Origin of the sequence: Mesorhizobium sp. M7D.F.Ca.US.005.01.1.1 (genome assembly GCF_003952545.1) — a bacterium.
Classification (GTDB): Bacteria; Pseudomonadota; Alphaproteobacteria; order Rhizobiales; family Rhizobiaceae; genus Mesorhizobium; species Mesorhizobium loti.
In genome coordinates this window covers 289,017-315,405 of sequence record NZ_CP034453.1, presented here as the reverse complement: position 1 = coordinate 315,405, position 26,389 = coordinate 289,017, and the positions used below count along the sequence as shown (strand labels likewise).

At 56.2% G+C, this 26,389-nt stretch carries 19 protein-coding genes and 4 pseudogenes; 16 read left to right on the top strand and 7 right to left on the bottom strand.

Translation table 11 applies throughout. From position 1 onward, the window contains the following. Positions 1–234: 234 nt before the first annotated feature. A pseudogene (locus EJ076_RS01480) lies at positions 235–612 on the bottom strand (alanine dehydrogenase); the annotation flags it as partial. A 458-nt stretch (positions 613–1,070) separates the two neighbouring features. Between EJ076_RS01480 and EJ076_RS01475 the strand changes: the two are divergent. The 4 genes from EJ076_RS01475 (at position 1,071) to EJ076_RS01460 (ending at position 6,478) form a co-directional block, all read left to right on the top strand. Continuing rightward, on the top strand, positions 1,071–1,913 hold the full coding sequence (locus EJ076_RS01475) for a transporter substrate-binding domain-containing protein (RefSeq protein WP_063169318.1): 843 nt from the start codon (positions 1,071–1,073) through the stop codon (positions 1,911–1,913). A gap of 60 nt (positions 1,914–1,973) precedes the next feature. Next, positions 1,974–2,948 (top strand): amino acid ABC transporter permease, encoded by a 975-nt coding sequence (locus EJ076_RS01470; protein WP_063170377.1) that lies wholly within the window; start codon positions 1,974–1,976, stop codon positions 2,946–2,948. A gap of 94 nt (positions 2,949–3,042) precedes the next feature. Next, on the top strand, positions 3,043–3,786 hold the full coding sequence (locus EJ076_RS01465) for an amino acid ABC transporter ATP-binding protein (protein ID WP_135921822.1): 744 nt from the start codon (positions 3,043–3,045) through the stop codon (positions 3,784–3,786). 352 nt (positions 3,787–4,138) lie between these two features. Beyond that, entirely contained in the window at positions 4,139–6,478 is a 2,340-nt protein-coding gene (locus EJ076_RS01460; protein ID WP_063170375.1) for a penicillin acylase family protein, read from the top strand. Between the two features lie 830 nt (positions 6,479–7,308). Here the strand turns inward: EJ076_RS01460 and EJ076_RS01455 are convergent. Together EJ076_RS01455 and EJ076_RS35065 are read right to left on the bottom strand one after the other, a co-directional pair. Further along, positions 7,309–8,765: pseudogene (locus EJ076_RS01455) on the bottom strand (MFS transporter). Between the two features lie 155 nt (positions 8,766–8,920). Then, positions 8,921–9,076, bottom strand: a complete 156-nt coding sequence (locus EJ076_RS35065) for a hypothetical protein (RefSeq protein WP_164548527.1) — start codon at positions 9,074–9,076, stop codon at positions 8,921–8,923. Between the two features lie 258 nt (positions 9,077–9,334). Here EJ076_RS35065 and EJ076_RS01445 point away from each other — a divergent pair, with 258 nt between their 5' ends. Beyond that, entirely contained in the window at positions 9,335–10,510 is a 1,176-nt protein-coding gene (locus tag EJ076_RS01445) for a Xaa-Pro peptidase family protein (RefSeq protein WP_063169317.1), read from the top strand. Between the two features lie 2 nt (positions 10,511–10,512). Here EJ076_RS01445 and EJ076_RS01440 read toward each other — a convergent pair. Continuing rightward, positions 10,513–11,144, bottom strand: a pseudogene (locus EJ076_RS01440) (IS5 family transposase). Between the two features lie 85 nt (positions 11,145–11,229). Then, complete coding sequence (locus EJ076_RS35060; RefSeq protein WP_164548526.1) at positions 11,230–11,400, bottom strand: hypothetical protein; 171 nt, start codon at positions 11,398–11,400, stop codon at positions 11,230–11,232. A gap of 443 nt (positions 11,401–11,843) precedes the next feature. On the opposite strand from EJ076_RS35060, the gene EJ076_RS01435 reads away from it, so the two are divergent. The 10 genes and pseudogenes from EJ076_RS01435 to EJ076_RS01395 all read left to right on the top strand — a co-directional run. After that, positions 11,844–13,007: a M20 aminoacylase family protein gene (locus EJ076_RS01435; RefSeq protein ID WP_063169316.1), complete on the top strand. Its 1,164-nt coding sequence runs from the start codon at positions 11,844–11,846 to the stop codon at positions 13,005–13,007. A gap of 62 nt (positions 13,008–13,069) precedes the next feature. Further along, positions 13,070–14,176, top strand: coding sequence for an ABC transporter substrate-binding protein (locus EJ076_RS01430; protein ID WP_063169315.1), 1,107 nt, complete (start codon positions 13,070–13,072; stop codon positions 14,174–14,176). Positions 14,177–14,366: 190 nt separating this feature from the next. Beyond that, on the top strand, positions 14,367–15,455 hold the full coding sequence (locus EJ076_RS01425) for an ABC transporter ATP-binding protein (protein WP_224570037.1): 1,089 nt from the start codon (positions 14,367–14,369) through the stop codon (positions 15,453–15,455). 20 nt (positions 15,456–15,475) lie between these two features. Continuing rightward, on the top strand, positions 15,476–17,254 hold the full coding sequence (locus EJ076_RS01420) for an ABC transporter permease subunit (RefSeq protein ID WP_063169314.1): 1,779 nt from the start codon (positions 15,476–15,478) through the stop codon (positions 17,252–17,254). Positions 17,255–17,347: 93 nt separating this feature from the next. Continuing rightward, on the top strand, positions 17,348–17,521 hold the full coding sequence (locus EJ076_RS35055; RefSeq protein ID WP_164548525.1) for a hypothetical protein: 174 nt from the start codon (positions 17,348–17,350) through the stop codon (positions 17,519–17,521). Between the two features lie 319 nt (positions 17,522–17,840). Beyond that, a complete protein-coding gene (locus EJ076_RS01415) occupies positions 17,841–18,836 on the top strand; it encodes a succinylglutamate desuccinylase/aspartoacylase family protein (protein WP_063169313.1) in 996 nt (331 codons plus the stop codon). Positions 18,837–19,289: 453 nt separating this feature from the next. After that, the gene (locus EJ076_RS01410; protein WP_063170371.1) at positions 19,290–20,543 is read left to right on the top strand and encodes a methylaspartate ammonia-lyase; all 1,254 of its coding nucleotides are present in this window, start codon (positions 19,290–19,292) and stop codon (positions 20,541–20,543) included. 11 nt (positions 20,544–20,554) lie between these two features. Continuing rightward, positions 20,555–21,706: a CaiB/BaiF CoA-transferase family protein gene (locus EJ076_RS01405; RefSeq protein WP_063169312.1), complete on the top strand. Its 1,152-nt coding sequence runs from the start codon at positions 20,555–20,557 to the stop codon at positions 21,704–21,706. Between the two features lie 133 nt (positions 21,707–21,839). Then, positions 21,840–22,742 carry a CoA ester lyase gene (locus tag EJ076_RS01400; RefSeq protein ID WP_210326668.1) on the top strand — a complete coding sequence of 301 codons (903 nt, stop codon included), beginning with the start codon at positions 21,840–21,842 and terminating at the stop codon, positions 22,740–22,742. Positions 22,743–22,766: 24 nt separating this feature from the next. Continuing rightward, positions 22,767–22,891: pseudogene (locus EJ076_RS01395) on the top strand (integrase core domain-containing protein); the annotation flags it as partial. A 55-nt stretch (positions 22,892–22,946) separates the two neighbouring features. Here EJ076_RS01395 and EJ076_RS35580 read toward each other — a convergent pair. Beyond that, positions 22,947–23,321, bottom strand: a complete 375-nt coding sequence (locus EJ076_RS35580) for a zinc ribbon domain-containing protein (RefSeq protein WP_063169311.1) — start codon at positions 23,319–23,321, stop codon at positions 22,947–22,949. 713 nt (positions 23,322–24,034) lie between these two features. Beyond that, the gene (locus EJ076_RS01385) at positions 24,035–24,382 is read right to left on the bottom strand and encodes a transposase (protein WP_063169310.1); all 348 of its coding nucleotides are present in this window, start codon (positions 24,380–24,382) and stop codon (positions 24,035–24,037) included. 1,485 nt (positions 24,383–25,867) lie between these two features. Here EJ076_RS01385 and EJ076_RS01380 point away from each other — a divergent pair. Beyond that, positions 25,868–26,269 carry a hypothetical protein gene (locus tag EJ076_RS01380; protein ID WP_063169309.1) on the top strand — a complete coding sequence of 134 codons (402 nt, stop codon included), beginning with the start codon at positions 25,868–25,870 and terminating at the stop codon, positions 26,267–26,269. Positions 26,270–26,389 lie beyond the last annotated feature (120 nt).

The window sequence follows — 26,389 nt, the reverse complement described above, 5'->3', positions numbered from 1 at the left end:
AGGCGCGCATTCTATGCGAAATGTCCTCGACAACGCAGCAAATCAGCGTTGTATTGCGGCCGGCGCATACTTGCGGCCCCGCTCTCGCGTGGCAAGTAGGACCTAACTTGCCGAACGCTTCCAGCTACAAGAGGCATGAGCCATCATGCGCAGTATGCCGAGTACATCTCGATTAAACCGGGTCCGAACGGGTTGACAATTGTAACGCGTCTCCGCTGTCCGAGCTACGATGAGTCAAAAATTCTCTGGTCTATCAACGATGTTGACCCAGAGGGATACGTGCGAACTCGCAAGGCAAGAAATCGCGAAATGGCATGGGCGACTCTGCATGTTGGCGACGCGATAGTGGATAACGCCGTCGCCTTCGTAGGTGGGCTCGGCTTGAGTCGTCGCATGCGACGTCTCGAAGCAACCGCCCTGGTCAATAGCGACGTCGACCAGCTCCGAGCCCTTCTTCATGCCGGACATCATTTCGCGGGTGACGAGCTTTGGCGCGGCAGCACCGGCGATCAGCACGGCCCCGACCACGATGTCGGCAGAGAAGCATTCTTCCTCGAGCGCCCCGACGGTTGAGTAGCGGGTGCGCACACGGCCGGCGAAGAGGTCGTCGAGATTAGGGAGGTCGAGATTAGGGAGGTCGAGATTAGGGAGAGAGAGGGGCTTGGACCGCAGTTCCCACGTGACCAGAGTCAGCCCTGCAAGGTGTAATTCAACGCGCCAGTCCAGTTTAGATCCTTCCAAACAAGACGTCTTGTGGCGATGCAATCTGCAGCCTTCGGAGTCCAGCGAGTTGGCGAGTTCGCCGACCTCTCTGAGGCCAGGGTATCCGTGCTTTGTGAAATCGCCAGAGCGATCCGGCGAAAGCCAAGGGTAGTTCGCAGGAAACCTGCATCATCGAACTCGATTTCGCTGAATGCCAACAATGCAGAGCGATAAGGTGTCGTTCGTTAAATGACGGACCGGGATGGGTCCAATCAGCAGGGAGCAATGGCGCACCGCTAAGACACTCCTCTCGGTGGCGACGAAGGTAGCTTTCAAGAAAATAAGAACGAGAAAAAAGGGAACTATAGATGAACAATCATGTAACGACGGTCGTAGTTGCAGTCTCCATGGCGGTTGCGTCGATGTCTTTGTCAGCCAAGGCTTGCGCCGGCGAAGTCCTTGATCGTGTGCTCGCGGCACAGACATTGACGGTAGCGGTCGGGTCCGACTGGGGAGCCTTGTCTCACTTGAACGACCAACATGAACTCGACGGTGATGATGTAGAGGTCGCGAAGGGCATTGCGGACTACTTGGGCGTGAAGATCAAATTCGTGACCCCGGGCTGGGATATCATTCAGGCAGGCCAGTGGGGGGGGCGTTGGGACATGGCCATGGGTCAAATGACGCCGACCAACGATCGCGCCAAAAAATTCGCCTTCCCGGCCATGTACTTCTACGAAGGCGAAGTCGCTGTCGTTCACAAGGATAGCAAAGCGACGAAGCCTTCCGACCTGGAGGGCAAGATCGTCGGCGTCCGAGCGGGAACTCTTGGCGATTTGTATGCCAATCACAAGCTCACACCGGCATGGATCGGCGCTAAGCCAATACAATATCAATTTACAGCGGGCCAAGTGAAGGCTTATCCAAGTGCTAACTCTCTTACGCTTGACGACCTGCGCCTCGGCGATGGTGTTCGTCTCGATGGCGTCATTACTGAAGGAACGACGGCGGCTGCGGCAATCAAATCTGGCTATCCATTGAAGGTTATTGGCGATCCCTTATTCTACGCCCCGGGCGCTGTCACAATCGAGCGTGGCGATAAGGAGTTTATCGACAAGGTCGCTGCCGCGGTCAAGAAGATGAAGGATGACGGCACTCTTGCTAAACTCTCGGTCAAGTGGTTCGGGGGGGATTTCAGCGTCGATAAATAACATGACACAATCGTGGGCGTCCCCTTCCCGGGGGCGCCTCTTCTTAGGAAGAAAATGCTTATGCTTTACCACGATACAGTTGAATCTGAGGTGCTCGTCCACAAGCCATGGTTTATCGGCTGCATATTTGCAATTGTGCTCGCGGTTTTTCTTATCTTCAACGTAGCGGGCACCACGATGGGCGAACTCCTACGGCCCGTGATTGGCGATCACGCACAAGTGAAGTTTTACAGTCGCATTGCGATCGCTTTTGTAATTGCCGCAATGTTCTGCCTCAACCTCGTGCTGATTGGTTTTGTCCCGCTCAAAATCCAAATCGGGATCGTATGGTTTGAGTTGGTGCTACTGTTCCTTTCGCTCTTCGCGGCATTTGACTTAAGCATGCCATTTATTTGGGCAAACCTGCCATTTCTAATTACGCAGGGGGTAGTTACTACAGTTTACGTATCAGCGATGTCACTGCTATTTGCGTCGGCTATCGCAATAATCGGCGCGATTGCGAAACTGTCAAGCAACGGCATGGCTTACGCGATAGTCAGCTTCTACACTTCATGCTTCCGGGGTCTGCCGCTTCTCATGCAGGTTTATCTGATCTACATGGGCTTGCCCCAGGTAGGTTACGTTATTAATGCCGTGCCTGCAGGCGTGTTGGCGCTTTCGCTATGCAGTGGTGCCTACATGACGGAGATCTTCCGTTCGGGCATAGCCAGCATCGATCGCGGCCAGTGGGAGGCATCCCGGTCATTAGGTTTCGGCTTTGCGCTCACAATGCGCAGAATCATTCTGCCGCAAGCGCTTCCGGTTATCATTCCCCCGATGGGAAACACGTTCATCTCAATGCTCAAAGACAGCTCTCTCGTTTCGGTTCTTGGCGTTTGGGAGCTGACGTATCTAGCTCACTCACTCGGCCAGCCAACCTTCCATACTATGGAGATGCTAGTAACAGCGGCAATGATTTATTGGATTTTATCCGCCTGCCTGGAACTGGTCCAATCCCGGATCGAGGACCATTTTGCCAGAAGTAAGAAGCGATGATCGTGAATTCATTGGTCAAGCTAAAAAAGACGTCTAAGTTGGTTCGGCCATTTTCAAGGCACTTACAGATGCGCCAATGAACAAGAGAGATGCAATATTGAGCGACGAAGTCATCGAAGCTAAGAATGTATCCAAATGGTATGGTGCCTTCAGAGCACTAACTGACATCAACCTAACCGTCCGCAAGGGCGAACGTATCGTCATCTGTGGGCCCTCAGGCTCGGGAAAGTCGACGCTGATCCGTTGCGTCAATCGGCTCGAAGCGCACCAGGATGGCGAGATTACCGTCACTGGGATTAGGTTACATAACAAAATGCGCAACGTAGCTGAAGTTCGCAAAAGCGTCGGCATGGTTTTTCAGCACTTTAATCTTTTCCCGCACATGACCGTGCTGATGAACTGTATGGCGGCGCCGATGTGGATAAAGGGCGTTCCAGAGGGTGAGGCTAGAAAGATCGCGCTTAAATTCCTAGAGCGCGTGCGCATTCCCGAACAGGCGAACAAATATCCGGCTCAGCTCTCCGGGGGACAGCAGCAGCGCGTCGCAATTGCCCGGTCCCTCTGTATGGAGCCTGCAGTCATGCTCTTCGATGAGCCGACCTCCTCGCTCGATCCAGAGATGGTCGCTGAAGTGCTCGAGACTGTGACCGGACTCGCACGCGACGGCATGACCATGGTATGCGTCACCCACGAGATGGGCTTTGCGCGCGCCGTGGCCGATCGAGTAATCTTCATGGATCGAGGTGAGATCGTCGAAGAGGGTACACCGCACGACTTCTTCAGAAACCCGCAGCACGAAAGAACGAAATTGTTTCTCAGCCAGATCTTGTCGCATTGAGGGAGCCATCCTTCAACGAGGCCGTTCGACCGAGTTACTGTGTATCGAATGCGTTGCCTCAGGCCAGCGAGACAACATGTGCGGATATTGTATTCGTACGTATTGGCTGACATACATCAGAGCGTTCTCGGCAAGCGCCTCGTTCCCGGAAGCGCGAGAGTAGGATCCCGCTGAGCTTGTGCGCAGCCCACCGTGCCAGTTCGCGTCCAGGCGCGCTGAGGATTGGCTCGCCACACATGATCAGGTTGCAAGAGTGCGGCCTCAACCCTCTGCCCGCAACCGACCACAATCTGCAGACGTCGTCCTCTGGCAGATTCCCGACCATCTTTGGGTGAACCAAACGGATCAACACATGTTAAAGAACATAACCTTCGACCGCCACAGCTCCGACAAGCTTAAGAGTGAGGTCACGATCGACATTGATAAATGGGGGGTTCCTCATATCAAGGCTCAGAACTTGCACGACCTATTTTTCGCGCAGGGTTGGAATGCAGCTCGAGACCGCCTCTGGCAAATTGATATTGCGCGCAAACGAGGTCTCGGTCTCCTGTCACGAGACTTTGGCCCCGGATATTTGGAGCAGGATCGGGCGGCGCGTCTCTTTTTATTTCGCGGAGCCATGAGTGCAGAATGGCAGGCGTACGGCCCGGATTCCGAAGAGATATGCTCAGCGTTTGCCGAGGGGATCAATTCCTACGTAGACAGTTGCCATGACGGTTTGATTGCCTTGCCACCCGAGTTTGGCCTCCTCGGTCACACTCCCGACTATTGGAAACCCGAAGACGTCGTTCGCGTGCGAACGCACTCACTAACCCGAAATGCGATTTCGGAGCTTCTGCGCTGCAGGGTGATGGCATTGGCAGGTGTGGAACGAGGTACCCGCCTCGACAGGTTGAGACAAGAATTGTCACCTCCGATAGCGCCACGACCAGCGGAGGGCCTTGACCTCGCCTTTATGACAGATCGAGTACTGCAGGATTTTCGCTTGGCAATCTGTCCCGTCTCATTCTCGAGGGAAAGACTTGCAGCAAGTCTTCAGGAAGCTGACCGTTGGACCCGCGTAACACCGAGTGATGAGATCATGCAGACGGTGTTCCAAGAGGGCTCAAACAACTGGGCCATATCCGCAACAAAAACCACAACGGAGCGACCAATCCTTGCTCTAGACCCGCATCGCAAGCACGTCCTTCCGTCCATCAGGTATCTTGTACACCTGAGTATGCCCGGGCTCGATGTAATTGGCGCTGGAGAGCCTATGATCCCAGGAATCTCCATGGGTCACAACGGGACAGCCGCCTTTGGTCTGACTATTTTCGGCGCTGACCAAGAAGATATTTATGTTTACGAAACCAAGAGTGAGGGAAATAAATACTTATATAAAGGGGCCTGGGAGCAGGTGAAGACTATACACGAGAAAATTCCAGTTCGCGCCCACACCGACCAGGAGGTAAAGCTTCAGTTCACACGCCATGGACCCATTTTAAACCAAAATGCTGAAAAAGACCGCGCCTTCGCACTGAGAACCGTATGGATGGATCCCGGCATGGCACCTTACATGGCCAGCTTGGCCGTAATGCGCTCTAAGACATTTTCAGAATACACCTCCAGTCTAGCAAACTGGGGTTGTCCTTCAGTTAATCACATCTATGCGGACACGTCGAATGTAATTGCGTGGAAACCGTCAGGTGCGGCTCCGGTCCGAAGAAATTGGGACGGCCTGCTTCCGGTTCCAGGAGACGGTCGGTTCGAATGGGAAGGGTATTTGTCACCGGACGATGGGCCGTTCGAGATGAACCCCGCCAAAGGTTTTGTCGCCACTGCCAACGCAATGAATGTTCCGGAGGAATGGAGTAGATCGCATCCTGCTTTTGGCTACGAGTGGTCTGACAGCAGCAGACATGATACCCTTCATACAACTCTCTCACGATCAGAGAAGATCTCGTTGCGGGACTGCATGTCGCTGCAATGTTCGGTGTATTCGCCGATAGCAGTTCGTATTCTTGCGAAACTAGACACTCTTCTCGGTTCGGTTGCAAACATGCCTGCGTTGCACTTATTTTCTAACTGGGACCGGCATTTGGATGCGAGTTCGCCAGCCGCCGCGTTCTTTGAGATTTGGCTTAGCAAACACCTTGGCCCGACAGTAGCTCGCTTAGAAAGCGCTGACGATGAAGTGTTGGCACTGCTCGTGCCTTTACAGCCTTCGGCCATAGCCTCTTGGCTCGAACAGGCAGAGCCTAGTGAAAAGTTGAAGCATTCCATAATGGAATCCCTAACTTCTGCCTGGAGTGAATGCATATGTCGATTTGGCGACGATTCTGCCTCATGGGCATGGGGCAGTATACATAAGCTTGATTTGCGCCACCCTCTGCAGGCACTGACGTCTGAACAATGGTCGTTGGGCGCCATAGCCCTCGGCGGAAGTAGCTCAACGCTCAATTTTTCGAGTTACCGAAGCGGCCAATTCTCTGTTTCAGAAGGACCGTCAGTGCGGATAATCATGGACGTTGGGTCATGGGATGACAGTCTCTTTATTAACAATCCAGGTCAGTCGGGTGTTCCGATCTCAAGTCATTATCGTGACCTCAATCACGATTGGCAACGGGGCGAATACAAGCCCTTGTTATATTCAGAGGAGTCCATACGGAGGGAGCTCGAACATAGGGTCGTCCTGTCTCCCGCTGACTGTTGAGGATGCGACAGTATAGGCCGCTTACCATTGTAGCAGGAACATATCGGTCGAACTCACCTGGCGGCAAGGTGAGGATCGACACTTTAGCGCCCGCCGGCCGACTTTGATATTGACAGCGGAACGCCCGGCCGGAATCTGGATGCGCTTGTGGGGCAATGATCCCGCTGGTGTGCGGCGACCACCCCTGATCGTCACGAGCAGGGCCGTCGCGGCCTCCAATAATGTTGCAGGAGACTTAGAAGCGGGATGTCCCGCATTGGCAATTGCTCTGCCTTGGGGCCATAGGGAAGAGGGGTAAGGTGCTGGCCCGACCACCGGAGAGCGCGTCTGTTACTACAAGGCTCGATCGCGGCCGCATCACGGCCCTCGGCGGCTGCCGATAACGCGCGCTTCGGGCGCTACCAGTACGCATTGGCGATAATCGCATCTGCTGTAGGAGAGCACTTGATTCGAGACTGACAGTGCGACGGTCAACAGGGTTCGCTATCATTGTCGAGCCGAGTTCAAGAATGGACACATACCTCAGGGAGGACCTTTCAGGGGGCAGACCATTGTCTGTCTCCTCATCCGAGAAACAAGCTAACCTCGCAGAGAGTGGCATCAGGGCAACACGTCATTGTCCTTCGATGCGACTGAATATCGACGACTTCAACGCGGCTTGCCGCCTTCGCGTATAGCCGCAGGACCTTGAATGCCGGGAACCAGCCGAGAAATGTTGGCGGTGGGTGAGCGCCTTTCATTTTTCAAGTCCGCTACATTCTGTCTGTCATATACCCGAAGGCGGCGATGCTTGTTGCCCGCCCGATGTGGTTAGCAGTTGACGTGCCTTCTTATGTATCTTCATTCAGCCTGCGGTGGCACGCTGGCCGTTTCGTTGAATGGCGGGGGAAAAAAGGCGTTGATGACTCAGGCTTGCGTGGAGCACTCGTGGGGCGCTCGATTGACAATGTTATTCGTGGAGAATGCTTTCCTTTGTGGAGGAGGATGATTCTCTCGTCCAGTTCCTTGTCGGCCTCGGTAAGGCGATGATTCAGGCGAAGGTAGTCGGTCCAGGTCGGCGTACGGAATGTCTCCGTCCATAGCACAGGCTCCTGAAGGTTGCGCTGGAGAGTCCAGTGCCGAGCACCAACGCGACTCTGTACATGCCGGCACCCGCGCATGGCGAGGAATTCTTCTAGATTTTCCACGAGTATGAGGTACTCGACTTTGACCACGATGGGGCCGCTTCTCGGCTTGAGACTGAGGGCGACTGCCGGCGCGTCGAATTCCTCCAAAGGGTCGGGCTCGGCCTCGCGACCCTCGCGAAGGGGAAACAGGACGCCGCTCGCAATGGAAGAGGCAGTGCCAGAAAAAGGGAGCACGCCGCACAGGCGACGCATGCCAGCGTCATTAGTTGCTCTTCTGACAAGCTCCGTCTTAATAGGCTGTTGGCGACGCCAGCCATGACGGCGCCTGTGCCGAAGCCGGCGATGATGGTGCCATAGGCGAGCGGTCCTTCGCCCAGCTGATCGCGGACAACCAATGGCAGCAGTGCGAGTATGGCGATGCCCGACAGGCCAAAGAAGGTTCCGCGGGCGATCGCCGTCTTGATTTCCGATGACATCGCTGTGAAGCGCAGCCTGTCATAGATGGCCGTCCTCATTGACTCACGTGGGAGAAGTGAGGAGCGAACCTTCCATTTGCATCGCCATATGGTGACCAAAGGGATCATATAGGTGAGTGTAAACATAGCGAAAGCCGTCATAAGTCCGAACGACGCAATCATGATGCCGCGAGCGCCGGTCCCACGGTCCGTGCAGTGTTGAAGCCAATGGAGAGGAGGGTGACGGCAGCGGGAACTTCGCGTCGGTCCACAATATCGCCAACAGAAGCCTGCCAGGCGGTATCGTTGAGCGCGGCACCACTTGCGATCAAGAAGCTGAAGCCGAAGATCATCCACGGGGCGATAAAGCCCAGCACCACTGAAGCCGTAGCATCGCGGATGCTATTACCATTAGGCATCGGCCGGCGAACATGACTCTTCGACGGCTGAAGTTGTCGGCGAGAACCCCTAGCGAAAATGGACAAAATGAAAGCGGGCAGGTTAGACGAAGCCTGCTCGAGCGCAACCATCAGATCGGAGGTCGGAACCGTTGCCATTAGCCAGCTGATAGCAACGGTCTGCATCAGCCAGCCAAGGGAAGAGACTTGAGAGGCTAAACCAGATTGAGCGAAATGTCGTATTCCTGAGCGGCGCAAACGTCTTCGGCGAAACTACATCCGCATCTGCGCCCGCCGCTTTGCTCATTGCTCCGACCGATTCGGTTCCGCCAAGCTTAACCACTTCGCGCGACACGATCCTCTTACACGTCGGATGCGCCAAATGCAGTCTTTGTATTAGTGTCATCTGGTAGCGAGATGCGGAGGTGGCGGCGGAGAGCCGTCGCTGGTGTCGCAGCGGCCTTACATCAGTGCAAACATGCTGTTGCGTGGCGCCGGCACAGTTCCCCCGGCGTCGGCGGCTTCGCCGGCAAGAATGCGAAGGCGCGCCGACTCGCTGCCAAGCTCAAGGTCGTCAGCATGGTTCTTCTGGCCGAGGCTGACGAGCTTGCCGAGCAACTCGGCGCCTTTGTCGGCGATCCTCTGGCGAGAACAAAGCTGTCGGAGACCAGCGTTGCCTGCATTGAGCGGCCGATGAAGGCACTATGCGCATCTCGCTGCGAGATGCAGCCGATATAAAAACAGCATTTGACGCTAGCCGCCAGGAAAGGGGATTGTCACCCCGCATGAGCCGGCGAAGCTTTTGTTCAATTTCGAACATGGACGCGATCGCGCGTTTTGCGCAACCAAACCACGACACACTGATTGAGGTGAGATATGGCGACGACACGCTCCGCAATTCCTCTGACTGGTGTACCGTTTCCGATATCAGAGTATGAGCGCCGGCAAAACAATGTGCTGGATGCGGTTGCTACGGCAGGCTTGGACGCAATCGTAGTAACGGCGCACGGCCACTTGAAGTATCTCAGCGGCTACGATGGGAGCGGTGGATATTTCGCGCCTTTCCCTCTTATTCTGATGCCGGGTCGGGTCCCGATATTTGTTGTCCGAGAATATGACGAGCAGGCAGTACGTTCATATAGCTGCATCGAGGAAATTGAAACCTATACACATCAGCCTGATTTTGGCAGGGTCTGCGCCGATGTATTGCGTCGACTCGGACTGGACAATAAGCGAGTCGGTTTCGAGCTTGGCTGCTGGAATCTCGCGCCCGCCGACGTGCGCGCAGTCCAAGACCAGCTCCCGGATCTGAAGATTACTGACGTCACCCGACTGGTCTCGTCAGTGTCAGCAGTGAAAGGAGAACTTGAGTTGGCGTGTATGCGCGATGCTGTTCGACTCACTGACGTGGCAATTCGAACCTTTCAGCAATCGCTTCGTCCCGGCATTACGGAGATCGAAATGGCAGCGGCCCTAGCTGCGGCGGTAACAAACGACCCCAGCAACGCCGCTGGGGATATCGGGCTTGCGCCGGGTACCATTTTGTTTGGAGAGCGAGTGAAGTTGCCCCATGCGCCAGCGACCCATCATCCTCTCAGCAACAACGAACCTGCCTTTCTGGAGATAGGGGCTTCGAAACACGGGTATACAGTGGGAATGGTTCGATGCGCAGTCCTTGGCAAACATCCCGAAACCGAATCTTTGCACGGCTTGGCTGAAGAGGTCATTGCGGCCCTTGTCTCCTCGATTCGACCAGGTGCTACGCCGGCGGACGTTCACGCTGCTGGGGGCGAGGTGTTGAAGCGATCTGGACGCAAGGGCGTCTTCCGCCAACGAACAGGATACCAAACTGGCATCAATTGGACTGAGCGCGGCGACCTAAGCCTGGAGCCCGATGTAAATGAACCACTCCGAGCTGGCATGACCCTGCACATGCCAAACATTTTGTGCAGCGAAAGTGGCTACCTATTTGGTGCCGGCGCACACGTGCTCGTGACAGAGCGCGGCGCGGAACTCCTGAGCGAAATCCCGCCAACACTTTATCGGGCGTGATGCTAGGCGGCGTGGACAAATTTGAGCCAGTATCTGGCGGTGGCTAGGTAGACCATTCCGAGGAAGCTATTGGCCAATTGATCGTAGCGGGTGGCAATGGCCCGGTTGATTTTGAGGTGGCCGAACATGCGCTCGATTCGGTTCCGCTGCTTGTAGAGCGCCCGGTCATACTCGATCTTCACGCGGCGGTTTGATCGGCCGGGTATGACGGGTTTAATCTTCCGCTCGGCGAGATCGGCGCGAATGGTATCGGCATCGTAGCCCTTGTCCGCAAGGAAGGCGTCCGGTGCACGAGTCCCCCTTTTCCGCCCGCTGCCGAGACATGGGCGCGAACTGTGGTGCTGTCGATGCTGTAGTGGCCGCTGTCCGCCATGACCTCGGCGAGCATTACCGCCACGGTCTCCCAGACCCCGGCCTCGCTCCAGCGTCGGAACCGACGATAGATGGTGTTCCAACTGCCGTATTTGGGCGGGACATCCCGCCATGGAGCGCCGCAGCGGAGCCGCCAGAGAATGCCGTTGATGATCGAACGATTCTGCTTGGGAGGTCTACCTCGGCCGCGTTTGTCAGGGTCGATGGGCAGCAAGCCCTTGAGAACACGCCATTCTGCTTCGGTGAGATCGCCCCTGCTCAAACCTGCCTCCAAAAAGCAGCCTTGAATCAATCCTCTTGGGCTACGTCAATCGCATCGACGTCCGAAATTCCGTAAGGCGGATATACTATTCCGCCAAGGTGATGGACAGTTCGAGAGGGCTGTCGCTATCCGCGAAAAATCGGCTGCCATCCTCAAACTCGATCACCACCTCTCCATCGCGGTGGCGCATGACACGGCGAACAACCTTGCCAATCAGCATCGACGTAGCTCGTTCGCTCTCTTCTTCCAGTGTCATTCCCAATGCTAACAACCCGATCGCAGGAAAGCGACCCTGCTAACATCGAATTTGTCCACGCCGCCTAGGGTCTGCGGTTTGCGGATTGAGTGGCAAAGCGCATGCAGTCCTGGAAAGTAGGTCGTGGGAGGGGGAGGAGTGTCGCGATGGTGACAGCTCTTCCTACTCAGACCTTTGCCATTGGCCGTTGCCAGCAGAGCCAGAGTTTATGATTGCCAGCACTTCGCAGCTGGTCCTCTAAGGCCGAAGCTTATCCATTTGAGGGCAAACGGCTTGTTATCGGGTCGCAGTCGCCGGCGCCAACACCGAGGCCTGAACGCGGGGCTATCTCGGTTCTAGATGGTTACGATATCCAAACTGCATTTGACGAAAACACCGGTGGCATCGATCATTAATTACGCACCGGCGCCTGATCCAAATTACTCAAATGCGGGAACGTGCCTATGGTTGGCGTTGACAGGTTCAAGGAGATCGAGATCGAAGCGATGACTTGGCGCCGGTACCTGCACGAGAATCCGGAGCTTGACTATCGGGTGAATGACACAGCGGCATTTGTGGCGGAAAAGCTGGCTTCCTTCGGGATTAACCACATCGAGTGCAGGATAGCTGAAACCGGCGTGGTTGCGTTGATCCAAGGTCAACTCGGAGATGGGCCCACTATCGGGTTGCGGGCCGACATGGACGCTCTGCCTATACTCGAAGCTTCAGGCAAACCTTGGACGTCGAAAAGGTCCGGACAGATGCACGCGTGTGGTCACGACGGGCATACTGCAATGCTCCTTGGCGCCGCGAAATACCTCGCCGCGACCCGGAACTTCAAAGGGTCCGTTGCCCTGATCTTCCAACCTGCCGAGGAAGATGGCCGCGGCGGCCAAAGAATGGTCCAGGAGGGGATCATGGACCGTTTCGGGATATCTCAGGTCTTTGGCATGCACAATTGGCCAGGCATGGAGGTTGGTGCGTTCGGCATTTGCGAAGGTTCGATTTTTGCCGCGCTCGACGAGTTCGATATTGTGGTCAAAGGCAGAGGGGGTCACGCGGCCGCTCCCCATCTGACAATTGACCCCGTCGTTGTTGCAGCTCAGATCATTTTAGGCTTGCAGACACTAGTCTCACGCAACACGGACCCCACCGAGTCCCTGGTGATCTCCGTCACAAAGCTGAACGCCGGACAAGCTTACAACATCATTCCCGAACGCGCGGAGATTGCCGGAACAGTCAGGACACTGTCACCGATTTTGCGCGACTTCGCTGAAAAACAGATTGAGGCGTGCGCGGAAAATATTGCACGCGCTTCCGGGGCGAAGGTCGAGTTTCAGCATCGCCGCCTGGAGCCCCTCACTGTCAATCATCCCGATCAAACGCGTCGGGCAACAGAGGTGGCGCGTGCTCTGGTCGGCCATTCATCGGTGAACCCCAAAGTCAAACCTAGTTTGGGGTCAGAGGACTTCGCGTACATGCTAGAGGCGCGGCCGGGGGCATGTATACTGCTTGGAAATGGATCGACTGCTGCTCTCCATAATCCAACCTACGACTTTAACGATGAAGCACTGCCATACGGCATTGGATACTGGGTCAACTTGGCCGAGGCTGCTCTAGCACCATGACATTGTCCAAGCAAAACAACCTTGGCTAATCAAGGCTGAGATCACAAGAAGAGGGTAACGACATGAAATACGAAATAAATCGCCGACGATTGCTGCAGGCGACATCGACCGCCATGGCGGCTGGCGCTCTGTCTTCAATTGCGGGCCGCGTTGCGGCCCAAACACCCAACCAGATCAACGTAGTGCTAGGCGGCGGCGATTGGGGAAAGGCTAACATTGAGGCTTACGCTAAGCCATTTGAAGCTGAGACCGGTATCAAGGTCAACCCAATCACCGACGACATGGGTATGGGACAGGTCGAGTTGATGGTAAAATCGGGCAATGTCACGGTAGATGTCGGGGCGCTTACGCAAGGGTCCGGCTTGGTCGCAGCTAAGAAAGGAATTCTTGAAGAAATTGATTACTCCTTGTTCAGGAAAGAAGAGCTAGACGGAATTTATGAATTTGCCAAGCAACCGTTTGGCGTGGCAAATTTGATTTACTCATATAATATGGTATATAGCACAGACGTATTCCCAGCTGATAAACCCCGGCCGACAAACTGGGCTGAATTCTGGGATGCTGATAAGTTTCCCGGCGTTCGCACCTTGGTGTCCGGCCAGTTTGGTTCAGAAGGACCCTGGGAAGAGGCCCTGTTAGCGGACGGTGTATCTCCCGATAAGCTCTACCCGATGGATATCGACCGGGTGTTTGCCAGTTTGGACAAAATAAAGCCGCACATCCGTAAGTGGTGGAGCAGCGGATCAGAGATTCAACAGATGTTGCATGATAAGGTCGTTGACATCGCTCAATCGTATGACGGAAGAGCTCTACTGTTGATCGATCAGGGCGCCGCGACGGAGATCAATCGAAACCAGGCGAAGCTGCAGTGGGATTATTGGGTCATTCCAAAGGGTTCACCCAACGCGAAGGCTGCGCAGAAGTTTATCGAATTCGCCACTCGCGCGGAACGTCAGGCAGCATTTTGCCAATTGTTTCCTGAGGGACCAAGCAACGGCAATGCGTTCAAACTTCTTCCCGAGAAAGTTGCGCGCAAGCTCCCTACCCACCCAGATTACATCAAGAGCAGCGTTTCCATCAACGGCAAATGGTACAATGAGGTAGGCCCCAGCGGTGTTTCCAACACTGAGATGCTTATCCAGCGGTGGAATGAGTGGATCCTGCAGTAGGGTTGGTTGAAGTGCGAAAGTCCGGTCGGGGTAACTCCATACCGGGCTAAAGTCGAAACTGATGCTGAAAATGTGACGGGGAGCGGGGTAGCCCACTAGCCTCTCCGCTCACGGCATCGGGTACGACGGCAGAAGGTACGGCAAATGCCTGCTAATGCACGCCAGCGATGGTGGAGGAGCCACAGTGAACATGCACGCAATGAATACCGCCCCCCGTTCGGAAGTTGACGCTGCAGATGTGAACCAATCGGTGCCACAAATTCAGTTCAGCAGTGTTACCAAGATGTACGGGAGTGTTCCGGCGGTCAGGGATCTGTCGCTGACCGTGCGTCGCGGCGAGTTCTTGACGATTCTCGGCCCGAGCGGCTCGGGTAAGACCACTACCCTGATGCTCTTGGCCGGCTTTGAGGCCCCGAGTTCGGGTGATATTATGATCGCCGGCCATTCAGTGGCTTCGGTCCCGTCCTACCGGCGCGATCAAGGAATTGTGTTCCAGAGCTATGCGCTGTTCCCGCATCTCACAGTGGCTCGAAACCTGGAATTCCCTCTCGAAATGCGGGGCATGGCTCCCGATCAGAGGAAGGTTCGGGTAGCCCGTATGCTTGAGCGCGTGCATCTAGGGGAATTCGGCGGTCGCATGCCATCCCAATTGAGTGGCGGTCAGCAGCAGCGCGTGGCGCTAGCCCGCGCGCTGATTGCCGATCCACCCTTCCTATTACTTGATGAACCGCTTGGCGCACTCGACCGTAACCTGCGTGAGCAGATGCAGATCGAGATGAAGAGCTTGCACAAGGAGTTCGGTATCACGACGGTGTGCGTTACGCATGACCAGGAGGAGGCGCTTACTCTGTCAGACCGGATTGTTGTAATGCGCGCAGGACGTGTCGAGCAAATCGATACACCAGAGGCCCTCTATGATCGGCCATCATCGTGCTTTGTCGCTAAATTTCTGGGTGAGGCGAACATTCTCGAGGATGCCTTGTTGCTGGCCAGAGGGGGCAACGCGCCGCAAATCGGCACCGTTGCGATGATAAGGCCAGAGCGCATCAGTGTACTTCCGAAGACTGCGGAGTGGGCTCAAACGGACCAGCGGCAATATGTTGCCGGTGCGGTCGACGATATGATTTTTGCCGGCCCTCTGCGAAAATACCATGTTCGCGTTGGCAACAATGTTCTCATCGTCCGGGAACATGTCGCGGCAGACCAACCTGTTTTCCAGCCAGGCGAGGAGGTTTGCCTCACGTGGCTGCGGTCAGACATTCGCTTCGTTTCGCCATAAGCGATTGATAAGGGATATCCATGAAGCTTTTGCGCAGAATGGCCAAGGTGCCACTTGGGTTAACCGCGCCCGCGTTCGCGCTTTTGCTTGTGGTTTTCGGTGCCCCTATAACCTTGCTTTTCCTAAGCAGTGTCAATGCCCCCGATTTCTCGTTCCAATACTACGGAGCGTTTTTCGCCCAGCCAGCTAATGTGCGGGTGCTCTTTCAAACGATAGAAATAAGTCTGGTCGCAACTGCCATCTGCTTAATCGTAGGCTATCCAACCGCGTATCTGATCGTCACGGCATCCAAGACTCTGCGCATGACGCTCATCGCTCTCGTGATCATCCCCTATTTGACCAGTGGGCTGGCGCGTACCTACGCATGGATTGTTATTCTTGGGGATCGCGGGGTCATCAACAACATCTTGCTGGACGTCGGATTGATCGATCGACCTCTGCAACTCATCTATAACCGAACCGCGGTCTATATTGGCATGGTCCACATCATGCTGCCGATGATGATACTTCCCTTGGTTAGTGCGATGATGGGGATCGATCGGTCCTTGATGGCTGCTGCACGCAGTATGGGAGCGGGACCTTTCACCGCTTTCAGGCGTGTATTTCTCCCCCTTAGCATTCCAGGCGCACGGAGTGGCTCGCTCCTAGTTTTTGTGTTCTGCCTAGGATTCTATATCACGCCGGCGGCACTTGGGGGATTGCGCGATGCCATGCTTTCAACCTTCATTGCGGCCGAGGTGAATAGCTCGTTCGATATTCCGCGCATTGCCGCTGCGTCCTTCATCCTTCTCGGGTTTGCCATTGTGGTGCTTTCCATGGTCGGGCTTGACCTCTCCGGCAAACAAGAGCAAAGCCAAACTCGAGCTCCGAAGGGCTCGATGTCCCGACTACCCATTGTTCTTGTTATCAAACGAAACTTCAGCGAAATTCTGCGTCCCTATCGTGTCAAACGGTGGACGGGACGGCGCTACGTGCCTGGGGCGGAAAGGCGATGGCCTAAAGTCGTCGCGATCGTTTTTATCGTTTTGGTGATGGCCTTTCTTTTATTCCCAGGGATAATCGTTGTCATCATGTCGTTCAGTTCCGGGGCATTTTTGCAATTTCCGCCTTCGGGCCTGTCGCTTCAATGGTATCGCTCGTTTTTCGGCGATGCATCTTGGAGCGGAGCAGCTTGGACCAGCGTCGAGATTGGTGTCGAGGTAGCTGTTATTTCTACTCTATTGGGAACACTTGCTGCTTTCGGATTGAGCCGAATAAGCGCAAGACTTCGCGGCGTGCTGACAATGATCATAATCACGCCTATCACCTTTCCAGTTATCGTGGTCGGTATCGCGACTTATCTGGGTCTCATCCAGATTGGTCTAATCGGCACAAAGGGTGGTATCGCCCTCGCTCACAGTATCGGCGCTGTTGGAATTGTGGTGGTGATCGTTTCTGCGACGTTGGCCAACTTCGATCGGACGTTAGAGCAGGCGGCCAAGAGTATGCGTGCCGGACCACTGCAAACGTTTTTTCGCGTAACACTGCCGTTAATCAGGCCGGGAGTGATCGGCGGCGCCATGTTCGCATTCCTCCAGTCATTCGATGAAGCGGTCATAACGTCTTTGGTCGGCGGTCTGTCGGTGCGGACGTTGCCCTTGAAGATGCTGGAGAATATCCGCCACCAAATCGACCCGACGATTGCTGCAGTCGCTTCTCTTTTGATGCTTCTGCCTTTAATCTGGATGCTTGTCCTCTATGCCGTCTGGTGGCGTTCTCGACCGAGCATGCAGCGAACATTACAGGAAGCCGCTGCCTAACTGGCGTGGCAGATCCACTTCCTGATGATGCGTCCGACCTATTCCTACGGACTGGCGACAAGCATCTGTTCGGGGCTTCAACGGGCGGATAAAATGGCCACCTGGTCCAAAACGGAAACCAGTAAAGCTCTTGCAATTATCATCTGGCACATGCGGATCAAGGATTCGGACTATGTCTGGGATCGGCCGGCCTTGCTCGCCAGCAAGCTCAGACCTGCCGATCCTCTTGCTGCGCGCCAGGATGGAATTCGAGGTCAACGGCGCTGACCGGATCGCACAGATCCTTCGCCCGTCTGAACAACGAACAGCTAGCCAACGTCAACCGGCTGATCGCGCGATTTCTGAAATCGGCTACCCACCGCGACTTTGACCTTCCTCCTCCCTTAGTGCACCGGGATCAAGGTGACGAACCAAGGGACAGGTCAGCAGAGCGAGCCCTGGTCATCTGAAAACGCGATGGTGCCGTCTCGGACATTATATTGGCGAAGTGGTGACCGCGTGTGCATAGTTCCAGGCGAAAAAAATAGCCGTGTACAAGACCATATGCCCGGTCAAAGTCGCCAGATCACCCGCAATAGGTTAAGCAATGAACGAAGCACCACATCTTACGTTTGATCTCGATGCGCATGGCGTGAGCAGAGGACACCTCGTTGTGCCGGGAGGCGCCGACCATGAAGAGTTCTCGCTTCCGGTTTTTAGTCTTAATAAGGGCGATGGACCGCGCCTTCTTATCACCGGTGGGAATCATGGCAATGAAATGGAGGGGCCATTAGTCGCGCGGCGGCTTATCGAGTGGCTGCCACAAGCGCAAACCAGTGGTAGGATCATCGTGCTGCCAGTGCTTAATCCATTGGCAGTTCAAGCATGGAGCCGCAATACTCCGCTTGATGGTTTGAATCTGAACCGCGTGTTTCCGGGCCGTGCCGACGGGTCTGTTACGGAACGAATCGCGGATGCGGTTTCACGCGTATTGTTGCCAAATGCCGACATCGTTTTCGATCTGCACAGCTTCGGCCCAACGTGGGATTTTCCCCCGGCGGTCATCACGCATCCAATTGCTGATGCGGATCTCATGGCTAAGACGCTCGCAATGGCAGCGGCATTTAAGCTGCCCGTAACATTGCTCTGGCAACATGACGACACGGCTGGGATGTTCGACAGTTGGGCACATAGCCTAGGGAAGGTATTCGTTTGCGCGGAATTCGGCGGTGGTACGGTTAGCGCAGAAGCTCTAGCGATTTATGAAGCTGGAGTTCGCAACGCGCTCGTTATGCTTGGACTCGTCGAAGGAAAAGTCGAGGACGTGTCTTTCCGTAACAAAAGGTCCAGTCAGACCCTTGAGACGCTGATATCAGACGAGTTGAAATCGCCCGCGCAGGGTATCTTCGAACCTCGCTGCTCTGTGTTGGATGAAGTGAGGTCGGGAGATCTTATAGGTATCCTACACTCTATGGATTCTGTTTCCGCTCCGTCCATTGACATCCGAGCGCCTGGGCCATCAATCGTCCTAGCCATAGGATCGGGCGCGCATGTCGACCGCAATGAAGGGGTAGCCATCCTTGCGCGGCCGCTGCATAACTAGAGGTACAGATTAGCCGCGCCTTGGCCAGCTGTAGTAACTCCGGTATGAAGGCACTGGCCTCGACTGGAGCTTATAGGCCAGCTCCTCGGATCGATCAGCGGCTGATCCTGTCTTCCAAAATCATGCCAAAAAGATTGCTTGATCCTTGATCGCTTGGTTTATACTAACCATGGTTGAAAGTGGCGGTCCGAGATGGGAGCTGGCCGGACGGATTGATCGCCTAGCTTCTGTTATGGAAGCAGGGGCGACGATCCGGCGCACCGCGACCAAGAGGGGAGGCGGACGGTGCCGTCCCCGCTGACGCCCGTAAAACAACTTTATCGTATCTTAAAACGAGATGGGCACGTTCGGGGCTTTATATTGGCAAAACCGATTCCGAACGGGGCATAACTTAGGACAGAGCGCGCAAATCCGGCCGCAGCTCATAGCTTGGCCAAACTCGAGTATAATTCAGTGCAGATCAAAGACGTCATTCTCACGCCCGGCAACGGCGCCTTCTTTTATGACGATCAAGCTGCCATTAGGGCAGGGGTTGGCCAGGACGGTTTTGTTTACGTCGGCGAGCCATTGACGCCCGGCTTCCGTGATATCCGTGTTCCGGCAGCTTGCTTAAGCGTCGGGCTTGTCCTGGAAGACGATATGGTCGCCTGGGGCGATATGATGGGAGTGCAATACTCAGGGGCTGGCGGGCGTGACCCCCTGTTTGACGTCGGAGCCATCATGGATCTCACGTCACGTGTTGTTGTCCCGCGGCTCTTAAACATTGATGCGTCCAGCTTTTTGACAGCCTGCTCCAGTGTCTTCGATCTCCATACTGGGAAACGACTCCCACTATGCATCGAATATGGGGTCAGCCAAGCCCTTTTAAGCGCTGCTGCCCATGCTGCGCGTCGTACCATGGCGGAGGTGGTTTGTTCGGAATTTTGCCTATCCATGCCGCATCGTCGTGTCCCAATTTATTGCCAGAGCGGTGATGCGCGCGAAATCAATGTCGATAAAATGATCCTGAAGGGGGTGGATGTGATCCCGCATGGCCTCATCAACTCGCGTAGCAAATTCGGCGTTGGGGGAGAAACCTTTCTGGATTTCGTCAAATGGGTGGCGCACCGCGTCAAGCAAATCGGCCAACCAGACTATTCTCCGGTGCTGCATTTCGATGTGTACGGCTGGATCGGTATGGAGATCGGGCTCGACGTCCAGCGCATCGCCGACTTCATCAGTAAGGTTGCTGACGCGGTTCCGGAGTTCACGGTGAATATCGAATCGCCAGCCGACTTCGGGTCTACGCCGGCGCAGGTCGAAAATTACGGGCAGATCGTCGGCATTCTGAATGCGCGCGCGTCACGTGCGCGCATCGTTGTCGATGAACGCTGCAACACCTTAGAGGATGTGCGTCTGTTTGCGGAGGCTAAGGCGACCCATCTCGTGCAGATCAAGACGCCGGACGTGGGCTCGATCGCCGACAGCGCCCGTGCGGTGCTTCTGTGCAAAGAGAACAACGTGGACGCCTATGTGGGAGGCAGCTGCAGCGAGACGGATCTCTCCGCGCGAGCGACGGTTCACATTTCGGTGGCAACACAGGCGGACATGATGCTCGCGAAGCCTGGCATGGGCATCGACGAAGGTCTTTCCATTGTAGGCAACGAACAAAATCGGTTGCTCGCCATGCTTGATCGGCGTCGGGCACAAAACCTGAAAGCCGCGTAGGAAGCGCCCTGATGCTAAACAGTCTCAAGGACATCACGGTTGTGGCGGTCGAACAGGCCGTTGCAGCTCCCTACGCATCGTCTCGCCTTGCTGACGCAGGCGCCCGGGTGATCAAGGTCGAAAGGCCCGAAGGGGACTTTGCCCGAAACTACGACAAGCTGGTGCGGGGGCAGAGCGCGTACTTCGTCTGGCTCAACCGGGGTAAGGAGTCGGTCTGTCTAGACCTGAGGTTGGAGGCGGATCGCGCCGTCCTCGACACGCTCATTGCCAGTGCTGATGTCTTCATCCAGAATCTAAAGCCGGGCAGCATAGAAAAACTGGGGTTCGCGTCCGCTGATCTGCGTCGACGATATCCGCGGCTGATCACCTGCGACATTTCTGGTTTCGGGGAGTCAGGGCCGTATTCCCATTTGAAGGCCTACGATCTGATCGTCCAGGCCGAAACAGGTCTATGCGCTATCACCGGCAACCAACAGGGGCCTGCGCGTGTAGGGGTCTCGGTTTGCGATATCTCGGCGGGCATGACAGCGCACAGCGCCATTCTTCAGGCACTGTACCACCGCGAGGTCACCGGCGAAGGGACCAGCATCCAGGTGTCACTGTTTGATGCCGTCGCCGACTGGATGAACGTGCCGGTTTTGCAAAATGATTACAGCGGCTACCAGACGGTACGCGCAGGCGTGAAACACCCGTCGCTCGCGCCGTATGGTGCCTATCGCTGTGCCGACGGCAAAGAGGTCATCTTTTCGGTTCAGAATGACCGCGAATGGGTGAATTTCTGCGAGAAATTCCTGAAGCAGTCCGGGCTCACACGCGCACCTGGTTTTGCTGACAATATGGAGCGCCTCGCTCATCGTGCGCAACTTGATGAGATCATTGAACAGCGGTTTTTTGAACTATCCTGCCACGATGCGATGCAGGAGCTCGAGGCGGCCGGCCTGGCATATGGCCGACTGAACGAAGTGGTGGATGTTTCAAAGCATCCACACATTCGCAGGGTGCAGGTTGGAACACCCGATGGAGCCGTCGAGACGATAGCGCCGGCGGCGATTTTCAACTCGGAGCTCCCCTCGCTTCGCCCAGTCCCGGCTCTTGGCTCTCATACCGAGGCTGTCCGCGAGGAGGTGCGGGCGCTTTTGCGCGAAAGAGCCGCGTCAGCGTGAGCGCGCGTTTCAGTAAGGTGAGACTGCTCGCGGTTTACAAAATGCCTGTGTACCTCGGATCATTTCAGCGCACCGGCCGCCTAGAAAGCTCACTGGCAGCGCCCGCGCTAAAATCGGCCGCAAAGGCGTCTCCATGATCAAGGACACCTTTGCGGCCGTTGAAGGCGCGATGTCTGTACCGCGCTGGAGATCCCTGCTCTTCGTTCCTGTTCACGTTCCGCGCTTTGTAGAGACGGCCCATGAGCGGGGCGCAGATGGCGTCATTCTCGACCTGGAGGATTCCGTGCCCCAGGATCGGAAAGGAGAGTCACGGCAGCAGCTTCCTGAATGCGTGGCAGAGGTGGGCCGGAAAGGCGCATCTGTTTTGGTCCGCGTGAATCATGGTCTGCGCGCCTTGGCGGCCGATCTCGATGCAGCCGTGATGGCGGGTGTTGACGCACTGGTTCTTCCGAAGACGGATTCGGCAGAGTGGGTTATAGAGATCGCGAATGCGGTTTCGGAACTAGAACGTGAAAGAAATCTTCCGCAGGGAGGCATCCGGTTCCTTGCCCAGATTGAGACCCCGGGCGCCTTGCAAAGGCTTGCGGCCATTGCGTCGGCGCATCCAAGGATGGTCGCAATGGCGCTTGGCCCTGAAGACTTCAGCGCCGCTGTTGGCGGCGCCCCAGGATTCGACCTTCTTTTGACGCCGAACCTTTCTGTTCTGTTTGCCGCCCGCGCGGCCGGCTTGCTCCCGCTGGGCTTCATAGGAAGCATCGGCGAGTTCTCGGACACGCATAAACTTCGTGAGGCCGCGGTGCGGGCGCGGCGGCTTGGCTTTGCCGGAGCTTTGGCGATCCATCCGACACAGGTGGCCATATTCAATGAGGCTTTCTCGCCAAGCGCCCAGGAGCTCGAGTGGGCCCATAAAGTTGTCGCGGCGGCAAATGATGCCGCCACGCGTGGACTGTCCGCATTCTCGTTGAATGGCAAAATGATAGATCCGCCAGTGGTGCGGCGCGCCCACGAGATCCTGATTCTTGTGGGCAACAACTGACTGGCCTGTTATCAGCGGCTGAACAGGAGCGAATGGCACTACACCGCGCCGGGCAAGCCGATGCAAAATGGCTACGCGATTCCCTCAACGGCCGAATGCGAGACGAGCTGTTGAACGATGGCCTGTTCTTCGGCCTCGACCACGCCCGCAGTGCCACTGCCGAATGGAGGCAGGACCTAAATCCTGTTCATAACACTCATCTGTCTATGTCATTTGAGTGAATAGGTTTTGCTGATCTGGATGCGATCCCATGGGGTATTTTGGGTTTTGCCGCGCGCGATGAACGATGCGCTGAGCCGCCGGTTCGTCAAGCGTTGATCGGCTGAAGACCCATGGACCGTCCGGCAGAGGATGAACGCCTTCGATCGACGCGAGTCCACCGAAGGCGATGCAACGCGGCTCGCCATTGTCAAGCAGACCACGCCAGCAGGAATAGCGCGGAATGTTGTGCTTGGTTCCCGTGTAGCGGACCGTCAGCTCGCGGCCGCAGCGCCGGCAGCGGACAAGGTCGGCGAGCAGAGCGTCGCCATGCTTGGGCGCCCCGTGATGCCGGCTCGTGGGCACGTGGTCGCTCACCATCTTGCGGATCGCTTCCGCCTTTCCCAGCCGACGTAGCCTTCGTGTGCACCCGGAATCAGCGCCAGCATCTCGCGCCTTACGGCGGCTGCGCGAGCGAATGGCGGCATCTGCGCGGTCTGCGCGTCGTGCGGGTTGGAGAAGATCGAACTGATATGTCGTAGGCTGGCGCGGTATGGACCTCTCCCCGGTTCGCTTCGTGAGGACCCGATGCTGCGCCCGAATCCTCCAATTGCGATGGGGTGTGGGAATTGGCCGTCGGGTCCTGCAGCAGTGTCACCAAGACGCCAAGCGTTCTGGGATCGATATGTGGGGCAGGGCAATGCGCCACGCGGTGCAGACCGCGATCAAACATCCAGGCCGGAACTTCCAGCCACCGATCGGAGGCGTGGCGGGAGAGACTGCAGCGGAAAACCTCCCGGTCGGCGTTCTCGATCACCTCATGAACGTGAACACAACGCCCGGCCCAAGGATGCCACGGATAAAGAAACTTGCGTTCCTCGGTCCTGTGGGTGTTCTTTCCTGGTGTTGTTCAACACCGTGAGGCCGCATTCCTCGCTCGCTATTTGACCCCGGCGGTCTTCGCCGGAACCCTCGCCGCAACCGGCTCCGACGCTGCACTCAATGAAGGCTTCGCGCCTCCGCCCGTTGCTCAAACCGCGCCATAACAGAAACGGCCGAGGCTAATCGCCACTGGTTGAAAGTTCAGTGGCAGGTCAGAGGGTCTGGCTCGACGGCCTTAGCTTCAGGCTATCCGGCCAATCCCGGCGATCACCCAGCGACACGATGACTGACCAGTGCTCAGCGCCACCGCCGGAGCTGCAAAAAGAGTTGCGTATGATTGAGCGTTCGACCACGTTGCTGTCGATCTTGATATGGCCTCGTCCAGGATGCGCGAGAGGCGCTTCCCAGCGCGAGAGCGTGTAGGGGATCGCCGCTGTGAGCTTGGTCTTCTGACTGATTTGGCCGAGCTTCTCTAGCCGCCCTGGGTCCAGTGCCGTGATGGTTGAGCACTTTTTGCCTGCGTGCAGCAAGGCCTCGTTGGCCTCGGCTACGGATGTCATCCTCGATCTTTTAGAGTTCGCGGATCCTTCTTAGCGCCTCGATCGGGCGCGGCATGGCAGAAGGCGAGCGTGAAGCCGCTTTTCGTCGGCCAGCAAGCGATGGCCCGCTATAGCCGTCGACCTGCAAGTTCCGGTAGAGAGCCTGCGAGATGAGCGATCGCACGCTGGGCCTTTTCGGTCCGGCGCATAGACATAAGACGCCCGGCGGTCCGCTCCCTCCCTAATCAGTCATCGCGGGCATAAATCCAGAGTAGGCCTGTCTTCGTCTTGCCGACCCCGGAACGAGCACCGGCGCGGTCGTCGCACGTCGGCGAAGAGTTTTGGCGAGGACTTCGGTTTTGCTAAAGCAACCGTTCATGGACCAGACGTAGGTGCCAGTCCGGCGCGGCCGACTACCGGCGCTGCCAGCAGCCTGGGCAAGCGAACCAAATTGTAGCCCGCCAAGTTATGCCGCGCCCGCGGTGGCACATCCTCGCAGCTTGACCTTGGCCATGCCGTCTGAGGTCTTGACTGACCGAACCCTCCTCTGACCCCTTAGGGCAGTGCTGACTGAGATCATAGCCCGGATGGCGCTTCGTGCGGTCATCGATCGCTATACGCGAGGCTTGTTGCTTTCTGCTCAAATGGGCGTTGAAGGCAACGCGCGGCGTGATCTTGCTCTTTGCAGGTCCTTGACTGGCGCGTCCTAGGCTTCGCCAGCGCCAGTCGATGCGCCGTCGCGGCGTCTGCGGTCCAACATAGCGAGAGCGGCATCACGCTCGCCTGTGCCAGGCCTGGGTATGAAACTTTCCAGTCAAGCCGGATTGGCCAGCACCTGGGTGCATAACCAACCTGTTGTCGCGGCTTCATTAGCATGAGGTGCCCGGAAACGAAGATACGTATGGACCCCGCCCCGCTTTCCAATTGAGCCTAGGGGCTGCTGATTCCTTCTTCGCCAAGGGTCGTGAACGGCGTGATCGACCAATGGATTAGGTTGATGGGACGATGAGTGTCGCCTCGGTCGAGCAATGGTGGATGAAACTGCGATGACATGTCCGATAGGATCTCTGTAATCGCCCTGCCTGACGCCCTGCCTTCAGGTTTTCGACATAAAATTTCACCTCGGTCACACCTGATCTTAATGTCGCCAGCGATCTAATCCAGTGTGCCAGGAATGAGGTACCGTACGGCCGCACTGCGAGAATGCCTTCTTCGCAAATCCCAGTCCTCGCCGTGACTGCTAGGTGCAATACTGCAAGCCAGCTGAACCAATTGAGGATCTGTCCCCTCATCGAGGCGCGGATTGACTTGGATGACGACGGGTCCAGGCTTCGTCCACGGAGTTCAATGTTCGTTGGCCCAGCTGAGGCCGTGAGCTTGCAAGCAATTCTGTGACACGTTGACGATACGATCATGCTCGTCATTAGTCAGCAGGGTTGGTTGGACAATTCACCTCTCGGAAGAGGAAATGGGGTGGCCGGCCGAAGTCCGCCAGCGGCAATAGCAATGACCTCCTTTCCCATCTTGTTAGCGCCGCTGGTTGCAATGGCGCTTGGTACTGAAGACTTCAGTGCAGCTGTTGGCGGTGCCCCAGAACTCGACCTGCTTTTGACGCCGAACCTTTCCGTTCTGTTCCCCATGCGGCAGTCTCGGCTCGATAGGAAGCATCGGCGATTCTTAGACAATGATAACTTCGTGGGGCCGCAGGCGATCCATTTAAACATCGATGGGGCTTTTCACCAAGCGCACAAGAACTCGAGGGACCCGTCGTGTCCTCGCGGCGAAAAAGATGCGACGGCGCAAGGCAAAGGCGCGTTCACATTGGACGGGAAGATGGTCGATCTACCGGTTATTCGAAGGGTCCGAGAAATCATCTCCATGGATCAGGGCGCCGAGTTGGCCGGTTGAAGCCTCGGCGGGTTGGGTCCATTCTGGACACATAGGTTACGGTTTTGGTCAAACCACACTGAGATGACACGACAGTTAGGCGTCATGTCGCTCTGCAATTATTGCTGTCGCGCCATCACA